Origin of the sequence: Photorhabdus antumapuensis, from assembly GCF_020387775.1 — a bacterium.
Taxonomy (GTDB): domain Bacteria; phylum Pseudomonadota; class Gammaproteobacteria; order Enterobacterales; family Enterobacteriaceae; genus Photorhabdus; species Photorhabdus antumapuensis.
In genome coordinates, this window is sequence record NZ_JAHZMK010000026.1 from 13,179 (window position 1) to 30,890 (window position 17,712).

Below are 17,712 nucleotides of genomic sequence, written 5' to 3' on the forward strand. Positions count from 1 at the left end.
GTAAGAATTTGTTGGTACTGATTGTAATAGTATCGCTAATAAAAGGAAAAGCAAAGTTACTTACCTTAATGGAAGAGGAATATAAAGAGGTTGTTTCTGTGAAGTTACTATTACTTCAAGATAAGCTTTATATGATTTACAAAGACAATCCACAGGAACTAGCAGAAAAAATTAAAACTATTCTCCAGAGTTAACACTGGCCTATTCCAGAGATCCTGTGTATGGGAATGAGTATAAATCCTATTGATACATATAGTGAAATTATTAAAAATCAATAAGTTACTTTGCCTTATCTTTGTGGCTCCTCGGCTCGAAAGGGTGTTGAAATGAGAAAAGCCATTTTTAATTATGGGTAAATCTTATAAAATGTATGAAGATATAGCGTCATCATAGTCATTTCTTTACTTGGTAAAATTATTAATAAAATTAAATGCTGTAAGATATTATTAGGTTTTCATTAGAATGGATAACGTAGATAAAATAATTAGCAATGAAAGTGTAAATCAATTTATTGATCTAAAATACGTGCTATTGGTCACGATTTTGACCATGATATGTCGACTATTTTATATGAATATGAGTTTAATGTTAGTTATGTTGAGATGTAATTAGTATGTGATTCATGGAATAGATGACTATTCTCTTTATGAATGCAGAGAGATATTTCAGTGATATGCAAGTAAATCACTTTAATATTTATGGCGATAATCATTGGAATAAAGGAAATATGTATGTCTTATTTTTTTGATACAGCAGTTAATATTGAGGGAAATAAGAAATTAAGAACGCCTCAAATTGAGGCATACATCAAAATTAGAGACTATTTTAGTCAACCAGATAATAAAGAAGCATTAGTAGTACTACCTACAGGTACAGGGAAGAGTGGTTTGATTTCTATTGCACCATATGGAGTATCAAATAAAAGAGTTCTCATTATAACCCCTGGGCTTGTTACTAAAGATAGTATACGAAAAACGCAAGAGGTTTTAGAGGACAATTTTTGGGTGAATTGTGATGTTATATTTAATAGCAAAGATATTCCTGTGGTGAATGAATATCTTCAAGATATCAGTGATGAGCATTTGTTTGCCAGTCATATTATTTACTCTAATATACATCGAGTATCGAGTAAGCGTGAGACAAGCCTAATAAGTAGAGTTCCGCAGGATTTTTTTGATTTTATTATTATTGATGAGGCTCACCATGCTCCTGCGCAGAGTTGGCGTGAGGTTTTAGGATATTTCAGTGAAGCTAAGATACTTCATGTTACAGGAACGCCATATCGAGGTGATAACCAAGAAATTCCTGGAGAAAAAATACATGAAACTCCTCTTTCAGAGGTTATGAAAAATAAGTATGTGAAATGGCTAAGAAAAGAAACGGTTAATGCTCATGAGCTGTATTTTTCTATAAAAGAAGATGAGGAAGTTAAATTATCAAAGGAAGAAGTGTTAGCATTTAAAGATAAAGAGTGGATAGAGAAAAGCGTTGCTCTATCGGAGGAATGCTCAAAAGATGTTATTGAATATAGCATATCAAAATTAAATGAATTAAAAAAATTATCTAGTAAAGTACCCCATAAAATATTGGCTGTAGGTTGTAGTATTTCTCATGCAGAAGATTTATGTCATTGGTATAAAGAAGAGGGATTAAATTCTATTATTGTTCATAGTGAAATGGCTTCTGATGAATTGCGTGTTGCTTTTAGAAATATTGAAAATCATCAATGTGATGTTATAATTTCAGTTAATATGCTGATGGAAGGTTATGATCATAAGTACTTAAGTATTCTGGCTATATTCAGACCATATAGAAGTCTTAATGCGTTTGCACAAGTGGTTGGTAGAATATTACGTGCAATACCTGATGATGAAATAAAAGCCTTTGAAATTGATAATAATGGATTAGTAATATTTCACGAAGAAATTGGGTTGAACACAATGTGGAATACATTTCAAAAGGAAGTTGATAGAGCTAAAAGAAGGAGTGTCCGAGAATATACATTCAGTGATAGGGAATATATTGAGAGAGAAAATTTGTTAGCTAATGTGAATAGTGAAGGTGCTTTTGTTAGTGATAAAGATTCGTATCTCGATGATATAGATTTTAATGAATTATTTGAGAGGAAGAGAGCAGAGATAAATGAGTCAGTATCTGAAAATATAAATAAAATTATTCAATCAGGGGTGGAAATACCTCCCAATGTACTTGAAAAATTGAAAGATTCTCTTGCGGAAGACGAAACTCGTAAAGCTGCTAAATTGATAGATCCTGAGTTGATAGAGAAGCGGCCTGCACAAGCGAGAAAAATGATGCGACAAATATTGAGTACACGAATACAGGATGAGGTTGCTAATCTTTTGATTGAAAATGGTATTGATGAAAAAGGTTCTGAGCTTTACCATGTTTTTAATCGCTATATTCTTAATCTAAAGACAACGGATGTTAATGATGGTATTGTTGTTCGCTTCATTAATAGTAAATTATCCAGGATATATGGTGCGGTTAAGGATAGGGATAATAAAACATTGCTAAAATCAATAGATGCAATAGCGGGGATACTTGAGGAAGTTAAGAGGATGATACGATGATCGACTTATTAAAAGTAAACGAGATTATAGAAAGAATGGTAGCCTTTTGTTTAGTGAGAGGTGTGCAACCCGATGAGCTCATAACAGCTATTTTTGAGAGTGAATACGATAGCATTGAAACCATAAAGGAATCTAATGATATTTATATGATTATCACCTATAAAGAAAATATAGATAACGAAGTGAATATTATTAAAATGAAATATGTATATAAAGAAAATAGACAATTACAGAGAGTGGAGCAAAAGATAAATGCGGGAGCTTATAAAGTTCAATGGGATAGAGCTGAGAAGTTAGACTCTATTATTAATGAGCTTGTAGAGGTTATTGGAGCAGATAACCGAATTTTAGCAGATATTAAGGAAAAGATTCCGGCTGAGTTTCGAAGTGTTGTTTACCCTAAGCTAAAACTCGTTTGCTAAATATGCACTGATAAGGAGGAAAATCCTCCTTATTTTATAGACAAGATTATCGACATTATATTTAGGAGATTTTATAAATCTAATAAGTTATCCAAAGAAGGAGATGAGTAAATATTACGATATTTTGATTTTTTAAAAACTTCGAAAGCCCTATCGTGGAGTTTCTATACACGCAAAAAATTACTTTCAAGGTTAATCGTTCAATAGTAGCGATACACCATACCAGCTAAATAAATGAAAACTAACAACAACATCAATACCCTGCACTTGATTCTTGTCGCCATAAATGCGCGGCTAATAGAGTTCTGTGGATAAAGTCGTTTTCATTTCTTCTCTCCAAATGTATGGGTGTTTAGTGATTATAGTTAGCACTTTGGATAAAAAACTCTGAACCTTGCTTTCAAATTCTAAAAATCCTTCTGACAGGAACAATATCGTCAATTTGTGGTCTTTATATATGTCAGTTAAAGGAGGGATTAATGAAAGCATATCATTCTATTTTACGACAGAAAATTATGACATCTGTTCTGCTTTTTTCATGTTGTATAGGTTTCGCTTACTCAAATACAAATACGCATAAACAATTTTTCCGCCATGATGGTAGTGAAATAACTTACTATCTTAAGCAAAGAGGTGGTAAGAATTTGTTGGTACTGATACAAGGTTCTGATTGTAATAGTATCGTTAATAATAAGTTTGTGAATGACACATTCAGTGATATTTATCCCGATAGTGATGTTCTGACCGTGGAAAAATATGGCATTAATGCATTACTCCCTTGGTCTGATGCTGTTGAGCGTTCAGATTGTCCTAAAGCTTATATTAGATTGGATACGCCAAAACAGCGGGTTAAGGATTATATTCAGATTATTGGTGATTTGAAATATCAGAATAAATATAACAAGATCATTGTATTGGGTGGCAGTGAAGGAGCAGTAGTTGCTAATTTGATTACATCACAAGTCAATTATATTGATAAAACCGTGTCACTGAATGGTGGCGGTCGGTATTTCGCTGATGATGTTATTCATAGTATGAGGAGTGAGGTGCCACCAGAGCATATCGATGAAGCAATTAAAGGATTTAGGGATTTTCAGCAGAAAATAGTTGCCGGGAATCATATGAGTCATATGGAGATGAGTAATCACGGTGTTAATTGGTGGAGAATATCTCTTGGTATTGATCAATATAAAGTGTTAAGTCAGACTAAAAGACCTATCTTGATTATTCAAACACTGGATGATAATTCGGTTAGTCCTGGTTTAGCGATAAAAATGGAAGAGCAATTAAAGAAAGAGAATATTACCTTTTATCAATACTCAGGTCTAAGTCATGGATTTAGAAATAGTGAAGGTATTTTGCAGATTACTCCTGTTGTTGAGGATATAAAGAATTGGTTATCCAAGGATTATGGATAAAAGTCTGTTATCTAAAATAGTATTAATTTGTCGGTGGTTTTTCTATATTGTAAAGTGATATTAAATTCAGTAATAAAACGTGGTATAGTCAAAATTGACACCACGTTTTATTAGTATTATTTTTGCATAGTAAATGTTGTTAATTTCATATCTCATTTTGCAATAAAAAATATATATAAATAACAAGTTGATGATTAATGATTTGTAATAAATTTAATAATATAATTACTTGGAATTTATTTTATATTCTTGTTATTATAATGGATGAATGGGATGAAATTATAATATTTACCATAAATCATCACTTGATTAATATACCGCTTGTTATTTCTATAAAATATAGTATTAAAACGTTATGAATTATTTGTTGTTTCTGAGATGATGTTCTCGATTTTAGCTTTTGTAGAGTAGAGGGAAATAGCTGTTTATTTCTTATTATCATTTATCTCTGTCATTATATTAGATTGAAAAAATTGCTGAAATATCCTGTTCATTACAGGATGTAATATCTTTTTTATTTTTTATTGGGTAATAAAATATTGATTTTAAATTAATTAAATTTATTTTTTTATTTTATTGACAATACATTAATGGCATCTATAGTTATATGTATTAGATAAAGCGTCAATATGGCATCAAAAATGCTGTATATTTTATCTAAATGCTGGATAAATTCCTGATAAACACCTTGTTTTCTAGTGAAAGTGGTTACAATTTTATATGGGAAAAATGAATAGCTTATTGTACGTATTCTTGAGTTATATAAGTTATTTATCAATTAGTTAGATTGAATTTTGGAGTTTATGTTATGATAATTAAGAAAGATATTTTATTAAATGAAGAGCTGATTGTAGATGATGAGCTCAGAGTGGGTAAAGTAGAGAAGGTCAATATTGATATTCTGTCACCCAGCTCAGTTATCGTTAGTCTGAACATTTTAGGCGTAGTTGATGATTTTCATCTATTACTAGTTGATGGTGATAAAGATAAAGACAAAATTGTGTTGCTTTATCTTTCTCTTTTACGTGTACTTCATGAAAAATTAGAAGTAAAAGTAAAAATCGCAAAAAGTCATCTTACTAAAATGAAATATATAGTAGGTGTTGAAATTTAAGAGGTATTTGTTAAATTTCTAAATGAGTGTGTGAAGTAAAATATTTCTTAGAATAACCGGATTTGATTTAAGCAATATAATCAGTTATCAAATACCGTATTGTTACTAATTGAAATTAAATGTAATATTTATTTGTATAATGAAACTGGTTTTATTCAAATCCTAAATGTATTTTCTATTAAATATACTTAACTACAGGCGGAATGGTAATATTACTGTTCTGCCTGTGTCTATTTTAATGAATTGTTATTACATTAAAGAAACAATATCTGGTAAATAAATACAGTTTATTTATCTGTGGTAATAATGATATAGAAAGAGAAAAAATTATCTCTATTTTACATACTATTAGTTTAATCTAAATGCGGAGAGATATGAGTAATATTACCTGAAGAGTGGCATATAGTTATACGATCAATACATCGATTATAATTTCTATAATTTATTTTTTGACTCTGTGATTGTACCAATAATTTTATATTTTTAAGGAGAGTGATAAATACCCATATTATTATAATTTATATATGTAACTGTTAGATGTAGAAAAAGTTAATGATGTATCAAGGTTCTCATATGGAAGATCTGCATTTCTGTCTTTTGTGACAATGTAGACGTATTTTAAAATTAAGCTATCACCTTTATTTGACAACGCATGAATGGCATCTATAGTTATATGTGTTAGATAAAGTATTAATGTAGTATTAAAAATGCGAACTACTATATCTGATGCGTAGATGACCTATTAATGCATATTGATTTTATAGTAGAAGTGTCCTTTATTTTATATTCCACAAGTAAACAGTTTGTTGTTCTGTATCTTGAGTAATATAAATTTATTTATTATATTATGGAGTTTGAAATGAGCGATAAAAATCTAGATAAGAGCAAAGTATTATCTGTCGAATTTAATAATAAACTTAAGCCAAGAGTTGTTGTATCTGTACTAACAGTGAAGGACCGTATTGAAAAGTATGGTATATATTGGGAAGATAGTGACGATGAGAAATCCACGGATCATTCGCTAGTAATTTATAACATATTGTTAGCGGCTATGTCTAATCAGAATCTTCGTATATCAGGAACATTTGAAGGCGTTAGTGATATAAAACTTACCGGTATGATAAAAACTTTAATTATAGAACCAATGCAATAAGAAATAATTAACTAAAAGCAGGCCAATAATATTATTGGCCTGCTTTCCTCTATTGGAATTCATCATTAAAAAATAAAACAACAATATCTCATAAATAAATTCCACTTTACTTACCTTCGATAATATTATTATAAGTAAATAATAATTTAGCAAACAATCACATTAACTCTATTTTACAATGCTTAAATTTAATTTCTTTACAAATTTAAATGTCTATATATTATTACTCGCAGACAAATTTATATTCTTATTTTAGCGTTATAAAATTACGGTGAAACTATCAAGTTGTTTTGTATATTATTACCTTGGTTAAACATTTTATAACGGGAAAATAAATCTTTTAACAGTTTTTACTGTTTTAAATAACCAATATTATGATTTGTTGTTGGATTTATTAGATCTAAAAAAATTATAGTTAATTTGATTTTTTAAACTGAAAAATATGTAAATCCATAATATTATGTATGATGACATATTGAAATTGAATTTTTTCCAAGAGGTTTATATTGATGAAATAGGGTCGCAATTAATACAGTTGTTATAGTTTTAAAGCGACATAATATTAAAATATCAGGAGACGACATGCTTGATTCAAATATAACAGATAGTAATAGTAAGAATGCTTCCCCAGTTTGTTCTTTTAATGAATGGGACCCACTTGAGGAGGTTATTGTCGGTGTAGTTGATGGCGCCAGATTTCCCGGCTGGCATATGGCGATAGAACCAATACTACCACCGAATCAGATTGCTAATTTTCATCGGTATGCGGGTCGGTCATTTCCGCAAGAACAAATTGATGCAGCATCTAGAGAGTTAGAAGAGTTTGTCCATATTCTTGAAGGTGAAGGTGTGACAGTACGTCGTCCAGATCCGCAAGATCAATCTCAGGTATTTGGCGCACCAGGCTGGAGTAGTACAGGATTTTATTGTGCAATGCCTCGTGATGTGCTGCTAGTTATTGGAAATGATATTATTGAATGCCCGCTAGCATGGCGTTCCCGTTATTTTGAGACGGCGGCATATAAGACTTTACTTAAAGATTACTTTAAGAAAGGTGCAAAATGGAGCGCCGGGCCAAAGCCACAGCTGATCGAAGAACAATATAATTTCGAATGGCATCAGCCTAATGACAAGGAGCGTGTTCCCCTTGCTATAACTGAATTTGAACCGACTTTTGATGCTGCGGATTTTATTCGATGTGGGCGAGACATCATTGCTCAAAAGAGCCATGTCACAAATGAATTTGGTATTGAATGGCTTCGTCGTCATATAGGTGATGAATATCGTATTCATGTTTTTGAATTTAACGATGATAGCCCTATGCATATTGATGCCACCTTTGTTCCTATGGCGCCAGGAAAACTATTAATTCACCCAGAAAAAGTATTAAAAATTCCTGAATTGTTTAGGAATTGGGATGTATTACATGCGCCTAAGCCGGTTATTCCTGATGACCATCCTCTGTATACGACCAGTAAATGGATCAACATGAATATTCTAATGTTGGATGAACAGCGGGTGATTGTTGAAAAGCAGGATGAGCCAATGATTGCTGCGATGAAACGTTGGGGCTTTACGCCTATTCCATGTAATTTCAGGAATTTTAATACGTTTGGCGGTTCCTTCCATTGTGCAACCGTAGATGTAAGGCGGCGCGGAACTTTACAGTCTTATCTTGACTAGGAATAATGATGGCTATCTGGAGATATTCCCTTTGGGATGCAGTAATGTTTGCATTACGTATCTTGCATACGGTAGCCACTATTACGCTAGTTGTGTATTGGGATAATTTCACTATTGTAAAAGTGATTGTGATATTGAAAGTTTTTCCAATATTTGACCATAGCTAAATATGCCTCTACATTTATATACGACGGATGTAAATGTTAGAGATGAATACCTGCATGCACACACTGGGATTAATCTTAACTGTGTGCATGCGTTTTGCTTGTATTTTCTCTCCCTTCCCCATCATTTCTATGATTATGAATAGTAACAGGCTGTTTAATTCTAGATTTAAGTATGAATTCTGAAATAATCGCTGGTAGCGAATCATTGCTAGTCTGAATTCACCTATTCTGATGAGTAACGGCAGTCACTTTCTGTTTCTCTTTATACCCGTTATCTTTCAAGCTGCCTCTTTGTTGGCTGCACTCACTCACCCCGGTCACATAGTTATCTATGCTCCCGGGGATTCGCTCCCTTGCCGTCGCGATGCAACTCGAAATCTATTAGGTATATATATTAAATGATAACCATTATTACTTGGATGTTGGTTATTTCCGTCTTACAGTACTGCCCACATATATATTGCTATCAGACTGAATATATATGTCTTGTTTTATGATATAATATAAGGAAATTAATGATGGAATCGATGATATATAAAGATAATATTCAGTTGTTTATCAATAAAATAGATGAATTGGTTAATATTGAAAATGAAAAAAAAGGTGGGGCTCTCGGTGTTGCTATTATCCACGATGATAAGATCATTTATCAGCGCCATATCGGGCAAGCTAGCATTGAACATGCTGTTGCTATACAGCCTAATACTAAATTCTATTTAGCAAGTGCTTCAAAACAATTCACGGCTTTTTGCATAGCCTTGTTGGAGAAAAAAGGAAAACTCAACGTCAAGGATAAAATCGGACAATATTTGGATTATTTACCCGCGCATTTCTGTGATATTACTATTGAGCATCTTATTCATCATACCAGTGGGTTACGGGATGTATTTTTACTTTATAGTCTGGCAGGTAAAAACTCGAGTTTTGACCACTGCAATGGTGATTTAGTGGAAAAACTTATCCAACGACAACAGACATTTAACACCCCAACTGGAGAATATTATATTTATAGCAATACAGGCTATTATTTGTTGGGGGAAATTATCAATGTGGTTTCAGGTAAATCGTTAAAAGAATATGCAGAAGAAAATGTTTTCGCTCCATTAGAGATGAAAGATACCATTATCTGTGATGATGTAACCGAGATTATCTCTAATCGGGCGATGGGTTACACTTATAATCAGAATTCGCAACAGTGGATAAGAAGCGATATCAATAATTCTGTGATGGGTAGTGCAGCGGTTCATTCCACTGTGAATGATTTATGTCGTTGGGCCAGAGCGTTTTATTCACCATCTATTGTTCAGGATCTACTGCCTCAATTATCCCGTACACCAGATTTAACCAATGGCAATCGTAACAATTATGCTTACGGTTTGATTATTGAGCAACGTGCCGGGCAAAGGATAATACAACACAGTGGTACCTATGCTGGCTTCCGAGCGAATATTTGTATTTTACCCGATGCTAAATTAGGTATCGCGATAACTGCTGCAATCGATGTTGATGTTGCTAAATGGACGGATCAGTATATTGATATCTTGCTTAATACCGATGTTGAGCCTGAAAAACCACATTGCCTAACCAGTGATATTGATATCACCGGTATTTTCCGAGGGGTAGAGCCTTATCCTTATATTATTACCAAAGAAGATGTTTATTTCTTAGGTAATTTATTTAAAAAAGGTAACCCGATTACTTTTAACTCTGACGGTACATTCCAAGAACAAGGAAGTAAAATCCAGTTCAGACCCGTCATTGAAAATGACAGTGTTATCGCACTGGAACATATTGATGAAAACGGTAATGTTTTTTATTTGAAAAAGATGAACAATGAAGGTAGTGTCGATATTCAGCTATTGTCAGGGCGCTATTATAGTCACGAAACAGAGGCGATAATTAATATTATATCATCTGGTGATAATATTTATATTGATGGGATTATCCATCCTGTAAAAAAAGAGGCTTTACGACGTATTTATGGGAATAGTTATTTCTCACCCAGTACTGAGTTTGTTATTGATTTTGAATTTGATCCTGATACAAATAAATCTCGTCTTTATATCGGTAATTCACGTTGCTTGAATGTGGAATTCGTTGCAATTTAATTACAGGTTAGTAAATATAAGTTTATACCCAATAGATTTCAATTTGCAGCGCGACGGCAAGGGAGCGAATCCCCGGGAGCATAGATAACTATGTGACTGGGGTGAGTGAGTGCGGCCAACAAAGAGGCAACTTGAAAGATAGCGGGTATATAATGAATCGCTTTAATAACATTATTTTATCCCTCTCAGCCAGCGCATCTGCTTTCATATTACGCCGCTTTTTAGTGATAAAGGTGATGCCGGTTTCTGCCAGCTTCTCCTTGAGTTCCTGGCTCAAATACCCTTTGATGCCCTTTTCTATGAGTTCACGAACGAGCTCTCTCATCCACGTTGCCTGCGGTCACTTTATTTAGCCGCCACGATTTCGCCCTGATGGTTAACAATCAAATGTAACTTGAATCCGTAAAACCATCCCATTAATGTTTTTCCTCTTTTGGCTACACCATCAAAGACCTTATAGCGAGGAATGCGGATGTTATGGCAAACATACAAACGGGTGGAATCAATAAAAGCAATCCCTGTAGGTTTTCCTTTTAATTTAGTGAGATAACTGCACAGAGGCACTAAAATAGAAGCAGCAACACCGATAAAACGCGTATAACTGAGTAAAGTTAGAAAATCATTGTGGTGATATCGCAGATACATTTCAGGTAAAAAGCCTTAAAGTTGCGATAATGTAACATGTGAAAAAGGATCAAAATGGTCATTATCTCGCTGGTCCACACGCTGGCGATACTCCATTTTCGATACAAAATTGTTCCCACTGGGGAATGAAAAAGCAGCAGAAATCATCGACATCACAGAAAATTTCAACTAACTTGTTCATAGTCTGTTCCTTTTTAGAACGGTTTTTTATTGGTCTAAAATTCTGATTTTGGAACAAGCGTTTAGCAAAAACCGCCGTAAACCCTTGCCCAGTGTGGGCGGGGATATCAGGCGAAAAGCCCAAAGGGCTTTAGGGCTGGCTACTATTGCTGCGGTCACAAAGTGCCGGAAATGCCGCTGCATAAGCGGAGCTGGCCATGCCCTTGCTGTGGTGTTGAACATGACCGCGATATCAATGCGGCGATCAACATACAGAGCAAGGGCACAGCAGAATTACAGGCGGCGGGACTCGTCGTTTCTGCCCATGGAGGCCAGCGTAAATCCGTCACACAGACGGTTGCGGTCTGAGAAGTGGGAAGCCTTGCCGTTGACGGTGGGGAGCAGTCACTTCAATATTTTATCCAGAATTCGGGTTATATTTATGTTCTGTCTGTTTTTTATAAATGTTAGGAGACTAATGATGAAACTGACAATATCTACAGATAATATTAAATTATTTATCAAGGAAATAGACGAATTAGTTAATATTGAGAATAAAAAAAAAGGTGGCGCTCTCGCTGTTGCGATTACTCACGGTAATAAAACCATTTATCAGCGTCATATCGGGCGAGCTAGCATGGAACATGCGGTGGCTATAAAACCTAATACTAAATTCTATTTAGCGAGTGTTTCAAAGCAATTCACGGCTTTTTGCATAGTTTTACTGGAGAAAGAAGGAAAGCTTAACGTCAAGGATAAGGTCAGACAATATTTGGATTATTTACCCGCGCATTTCTCTGATATTACTATTGAACATCTTATTCATCACACCAGCGGGTTACGGGATATATTTTTACTTTATGGTCTGGCAGGTAAAAATTCAGATTTTGATTACTGCCATGTTGATTTAGTCAGAAAACTGATCCAACGACAACAGGCACTTAACGCCCCCACTGGGGAATATTATCTTTATAGCAACACGGGCTATCATTTACTGGGGGAAATCGTCAGCGTGGTTTCAGGCCAGTCGTTGAAAAAATATTCAGAAGAAAATGTTTTCGCTCCATTAAAGATGAAAGATACTTTTATCTGCGATGATGTAACCGAGATTATTTCCAACAGGGCGATGGGTTACACTTATAATAAGGATTCGCAACGGTGGATAAGAAGCGATATCAACAATTCCGTGGTGGGTTGTGCAGGGGTTCACTCCACCGTGAGTGATTTGTGTCGTTGGATGAGAGCGTTTTATTCGCCATCGATTGTTCAGGATCTGTTGCCTCAATTATCCCGTACACCAGATTTAACCAATGGCAATCGTAACAATTATGCTTACGGTTTGATTATCAGTCAACGCGAAGGGCAAACGATAATACAACACGGCGGTACTTATGCTGGCTTCAGAGCTAATATTTGTATTTTACCGGATACTAAGTTAGGTATCGTGATAACTGCTGCAACAGGTGTTGATGTTGCTAAATGGGTGGATCGGTATATTGATATATTGTTTAACACCGATATTGAGCCAGAAAAACCGCATTACCTAACCAATGATATTGATATCACCGGTATTTTCCGGGGGATAGAGTCTTATCCTTATGTTATTACCAAAGAAGATGTTTATTTTTTAGGTAATTTATTCGAAAAAGGTAACCCGATTACTTTTAACTCTGACGGTACATTCCAGGAGCAAGGAGGTAAAGCCCGATTCAGGCCGATCATTGAAAATGACAATGTTATCGCACTGGAACAGATTGACGAAAATGGTAATATTTTTTATTTTAAAAAAATGAATGATGAAGGTAGTGTCGATATTCAGTTATTGTCAGGGAGCTATTATAGCCACGAAACAGAGGCGATAATTAATGTTATATCGTCTGGTGAGAGTATTTATATTGATGGGATTGTCCATCCTATGAAAAAGGAGGATTTGCGGCATATTTATGGGAATAGTTATTTGTCCACAAGAACTAAGCTTATTATTGATTTTGAGTTTTATCCTGATAAAAACAGATGTCGTCTCTATGTCAGTAATTCACGCTGCTTGAATTTGGAATTCATTGCAGTTTAATTTTTAGGTTAGTAAATGCAAATTTATAACAGTATTTTGTTAGCAAGGATAGGATTGATGCTATTGTGAGAACCTGGAGATATTTTCTACTAGATACACTTCATCCTCGGCAGAACAGTTATATTTATGTTCTGCCTGTTTTTGTAAATATTAGATCCTAAAATAATTTCTGAAAGAAAATAAATGTTTATAAAATTTAGCTAATTTTAATTTTCATCCGCAGTTACTTTATATTGTCATTCACACATTAAATGATAGTCATTATTACTTGGATATTTCTTATTTACGTCTTACAGTACTGCCCATATATGTATTGCTATCAAGTTGTATATATATATTTTCTGTTTTGTAACCTTAAATAGGGAAATTCATGATGGAATCGATGATATCTAAAGATAATATTCAGTTGTATATCAATATAATAGATGAGCTGGTTAATATTGAAAATGAAAAAAAAGGTGGAGCTCTCGCAGTTGCTATTATCCATGATGATAAGATAATTTATCAGCGTCATATCGGGCAAGCTAGCATTGAACATGCGGTTGCTATACAGCCTAATACTAAATTCTATTTAGCGAGTACTTCAAAACAATTCACGGCTTTTTGCATAGCTTTGCTGGAGAAGGAAGGAAAGCTCAACGTTAAGGATAAAATCAGACAATATTTGGATTATTTACCAGAAAATTTCTCTGATATTACCATTGAGCATCTTATTCATCACACCAGCGGATTACGGGATGTATTTTTACTTTATAGTCTGGCAGGTAAAAACTCAAGTTTTGACTACTGCAATGCTGATTTGATGGAAAAACTGGTCCAACGACAACAGACATTTAACGCCCCCGCTGGGGAATATTATATTTATAGCAATACGGGCTATTATTTGTTGGGGGAAATCGTCAATGTGGCTTCAGGTAAGTCGTTAAGAGAATATGCAGAAGAAAATATTTTCGCTCCATTAAAGATGAACGATACCATTATCTGTGATGATGTAACCGAGATTATCTCTAATCGGGCGATGGGTTACACTTATAATGAGAATTCGCAACAGTGGATAAGAAGCGATATCAATAATTCTGTGATGGGTAGTGCAGCGGTTCATTCCACCGTGAATGATTTATGTCGTTGGGCCAGAGCGTTTTATTCTCCATCTATTGTTCAGGATCTATTGCCTCAATTATCCCGTACACCAGATTTAAACAATGGCAATCGTAACAATTATGCTTACGGTTTGATTATCGACCAACGTGAAGGGCAAAGGATAATACAACACAATGGTACCTTTGCTGGCTTCCGAGCGAATATTTGTATTTTACCGGATGCTAAATTAGGTATTGCGATGACTGCTGCAAGCGATGTTGATGTTGATCAATGGACGGATAAGTATATGGATATCTTGTTTAACACGCATATTGAGCCGGAAAAATCACATTGCCTAACTAATGATATTGATATCACTGGTATTTTCCGCGGGATAGAGCCTTATCCTTATATTATTACCAAAGAAGATATTTATTTATTAGGTAATTTATTTAAAAAAGGTAACCAGATTACTTTTAACTCTGACGGTACATTCCAGGAGCAAGGAAGTAAAATCCAGTTCAGACCCGTCGTTGAAAATGACAGTGTTATCGCACTGGAACAGATTGATGAAAATGGTAATGTTTTTTATTTGAAAAAGATGAACAATGAAGGTAGTGTCGATATTCAGCTATTGTCAGGGAGATATTATAGTCACGAAACAGAGGCGGTAATTAATATTATATCATCTGGTGATAATATTTATATTGATGGGATTGTCCATCCTGTAAAAAAAGAGGCTTTACGACGTATTTATGGGAATAGTTATTTCTCACCCAGTACTGAGTTTGTTATTGATTTTGAATTTGATCGTGATACAAATAAATCTCGTCTTTATATCGGTAATTCACGTTGCTTGAATGTGGAATTTGTTGCGGTTTAATTGACTGGTTAGTAAATATAAATTTAGAACAGCGTTTCGCTAGCAGGATGGGATTGATACTGTTGAAAGTCTAAAAGTATTTTATATTAGATACACTTTATCCCAGGCAGAACTATGATATTTATGTTCTGTCTGTTTTTTGTAAACATCAACTTCTGTAGTTACTTTATATTGCCCTTCATATATTAAATGATAATCATTATCACTTGGATGTTTCCTGTTTACATCTTACAGTACTGCCCACATATGTATTGCTATTAGACTGAATATCTATGTTCTGTTTTATAACCTTAAATAAGGAAGTGAATGATGGAATTTACTATATCTACAGATAATATTAAGTTGTTTCTCAAAAAAATAGACGAGTTAGTTAATGTTGAGAATAAAAAAAAGGGAGGCGCCCTCGCCGTTGCTATTACTCACGGCAATAAAACCATTTATCAGCGTTATATCGGACAAGCTAGCATTGAACATGCTGTGGCTGTAAAACCTAATACTGAATTCTATTTGGCGAGTGCTTCAAAGCAATTCACGGCTTTTTGTATTGCTTTGCTAGAAAAAGCAGGGAAGCTTTGTGTCAAGGATAAAGTTGGACAATATTTGGATTATTTCCCCACAGAATATTCTGATATTACCATTGAACATCTTATTCACCATACCAGTGGATTACGGGATGAGTTTGTACTTTATAACCTAGCAGGTAAAAATTCAGACTTTGACCACCGCCATATTGATTTAGTCAGAAAATTGACTCAACGGCAACAAGCGCTTAACTTTACGCCGGGGGAATATTATCTCTATAGCAATACGGGCTATAATTTGCTGGCGGAAATAGTCGGTGTGGTTTCAGGCAAATCGTTAAAAGAATATGCGGAGGAAAATGTTTTTGCCCCATTAAAGATGAAAGACACTTTTTTCTATGATGACATAACCGAGATTATTCCTGATCGGGCAATGGGCTACACTTATAACGAGGGCTCTCACCAGTGGATAAGAGATGATCTCAACGATACGGTGGTCGGTGGTTCAGGGCTTCATTCTACGGTAAATGATTTGTGTCGTTGGATCAGAGCATTTTATTCACCATCCATTGTTCAGGATCTGTTGCCTCAATTATCCTGTACACCAGATTTAACCAATGGCAATCGCAATAATTATGCTTACGGTTTGATTATCAGCCAACGTGAAGGGCAAACGATAATACAACACGGCGGTTCCTATGCTGGTTTTAAATCTCATGTTTGTATTTTACCGGATGCTAAATTAGGTATTGTGATTACCGCTGCAACAGGTGTTGATGTTTCTAAATGGGTGGAGCAGCATATTGATATCTTGTTTGATACCGATATTAAGCAGGAAGAGCCGCACTGCCTAACCAGTGATATCGATATCACCGGTATTTTCCGAGGGATGGAGCCTTATCCTTATATTATTACCAAGGAAGAGACTTATTTGTTAGGTAATTTATTCGAAAAAGGTAACCCGATTACGTTTAACGCTGACGGTACATTCCAAGAGAAAGGCGGTAAAATCCGGTTCAGACCCATCATTGAAAATGACAGTGTCATTGCATTGGAGCTGATTAATGAAAATGGCAATGTTTTTTATTTAGATAAGATGATTGATGATGGTGGTGTCGATATTCAGCGATTGTCAGGGCGTTATTATAGCCATGAAACAGAAGCAACGATGACTGTTTCCGCTTCTGGCGATGGAATTTATATTGATGGAGTTGTTTATATTGGTAAAAAGGAAGTCTTACGGCGGATTTATGGGAATAGTTATTTCTCACCCAGTACTGAACTGATTATTGATTTTGAATTAGATACTGATACCAATAAACCTCATTTCTATATCAGTGATTCACGTTGTTGGAAGATAGAATTCGTTGTAGTTTGATGGGTAGGATGGAATTGATGTTATTGAGAGTCTAAAGATATTTTTTATTTAGATATACTTTATTCCAGGCAAAACTATCATATTTATGTTTTGCCTGTTTTCTGGAAATATAATTACCAAAATGATTACTGTCGGCGAATAATTGTTTGCAAGGGTTAACTAATTTTGATTTACAACCGTAGCTATTTTATATAGCTTTTCATACATTAAATGATGATGGTTATCACTTGGATGATTTGCTATTTACGTCTTACAGTATTACCCGTATATGATATTGCTATCAGGTCGTATATATGTTCTGTTTTATAACCTTAAAATA

The 17,712-nt window shown here is 34.3% G+C and carries 11 protein-coding genes and 3 pseudogenes; 13 read left to right on the forward strand and 1 reads right to left on the reverse strand.

Translation table 11 applies throughout. The features are described from left to right. From KZ793_RS11660 to KZ793_RS11700, 9 genes and pseudogenes are all read left to right on the forward strand, one after another. Positions 1–194 (forward strand): annotated as a pseudogene (locus KZ793_RS11660) (TIR domain-containing anti-phage reverse transcriptase); the annotation flags it as partial. Positions 195–731: 537 nt separating this feature from the next. After that, positions 732–2,591, forward strand: coding sequence for a DEAD/DEAH box helicase (locus KZ793_RS11665; RefSeq protein ID WP_225815496.1), 1,860 nt, complete (start codon positions 732–734; stop codon positions 2,589–2,591). After that, positions 2,588–3,013, forward strand: coding sequence for a hypothetical protein (locus KZ793_RS11670; protein ID WP_225815497.1), 426 nt, complete (start codon positions 2,588–2,590; stop codon positions 3,011–3,013). The genes KZ793_RS11665 and KZ793_RS11670 overlap by 4 nt, the downstream gene beginning before the upstream one ends. 479 nt (positions 3,014–3,492) lie before the next feature. Continuing rightward, the gene (locus KZ793_RS11675; RefSeq protein ID WP_225815498.1) at positions 3,493–4,431 is read left to right on the forward strand and encodes an alpha/beta hydrolase family protein; all 939 of its coding nucleotides are present in this window, start codon (positions 3,493–3,495) and stop codon (positions 4,429–4,431) included. An 808-nt stretch (positions 4,432–5,239) separates the two neighbouring features. Continuing rightward, positions 5,240–5,545 (forward strand): Cro/Cl family transcriptional regulator, encoded by a 306-nt coding sequence (locus tag KZ793_RS11680; protein ID WP_225815499.1) that lies wholly within the window; start codon positions 5,240–5,242, stop codon positions 5,543–5,545. Positions 5,546–6,404: 859 nt separating this feature from the next. Next, a complete protein-coding gene (locus KZ793_RS11685; protein WP_225815500.1) occupies positions 6,405–6,698 on the forward strand; it encodes a hypothetical protein in 294 nt (97 codons plus the stop codon). 582 nt (positions 6,699–7,280) lie between these two features. Further along, the gene (locus KZ793_RS11690; protein WP_225815501.1) at positions 7,281–8,381 is read left to right on the forward strand and encodes an amidinotransferase; all 1,101 of its coding nucleotides are present in this window, start codon (positions 7,281–7,283) and stop codon (positions 8,379–8,381) included. An 8-nt stretch (positions 8,382–8,389) separates the two neighbouring features. Beyond that, the gene (locus KZ793_RS11695; protein ID WP_225815502.1) at positions 8,390–8,548 is read left to right on the forward strand and encodes a hypothetical protein; all 159 of its coding nucleotides are present in this window, start codon (positions 8,390–8,392) and stop codon (positions 8,546–8,548) included. Between the two features lie 515 nt (positions 8,549–9,063). After that, a complete protein-coding gene (locus KZ793_RS11700; protein WP_225815503.1) occupies positions 9,064–10,656 on the forward strand; it encodes a serine hydrolase domain-containing protein in 1,593 nt (530 codons plus the stop codon). A 127-nt stretch (positions 10,657–10,783) separates the two neighbouring features. Here the strand turns inward: KZ793_RS11700 and KZ793_RS11705 are convergent. Continuing rightward, a pseudogene (locus tag KZ793_RS11705) lies at positions 10,784–11,482 on the reverse strand (IS982 family transposase); the annotation flags it as partial. 143 nt (positions 11,483–11,625) lie between these two features. Here KZ793_RS11705 and KZ793_RS11710 point away from each other — a divergent pair. The 4 genes and pseudogenes from KZ793_RS11710 to KZ793_RS11725 all read left to right on the forward strand — a co-directional run. After that, a pseudogene (locus tag KZ793_RS11710) lies at positions 11,626–11,829 on the forward strand (zinc ribbon domain-containing protein); the annotation flags it as partial. Between the two features lie 109 nt (positions 11,830–11,938). Continuing rightward, positions 11,939–13,531, forward strand: a complete 1,593-nt coding sequence (locus KZ793_RS11715; protein ID WP_225815504.1) for a serine hydrolase domain-containing protein — start codon at positions 11,939–11,941, stop codon at positions 13,529–13,531. Between the two features lie 370 nt (positions 13,532–13,901). Next, entirely contained in the window at positions 13,902–15,494 is a 1,593-nt protein-coding gene (locus KZ793_RS11720; RefSeq protein ID WP_225815505.1) for a serine hydrolase domain-containing protein, read from the forward strand. A gap of 306 nt (positions 15,495–15,800) precedes the next feature. Beyond that, a complete protein-coding gene (locus KZ793_RS11725) occupies positions 15,801–17,393 on the forward strand; it encodes a serine hydrolase domain-containing protein (protein WP_225815506.1) in 1,593 nt (530 codons plus the stop codon). Positions 17,394–17,712: the final 319 nt, after the last annotated feature.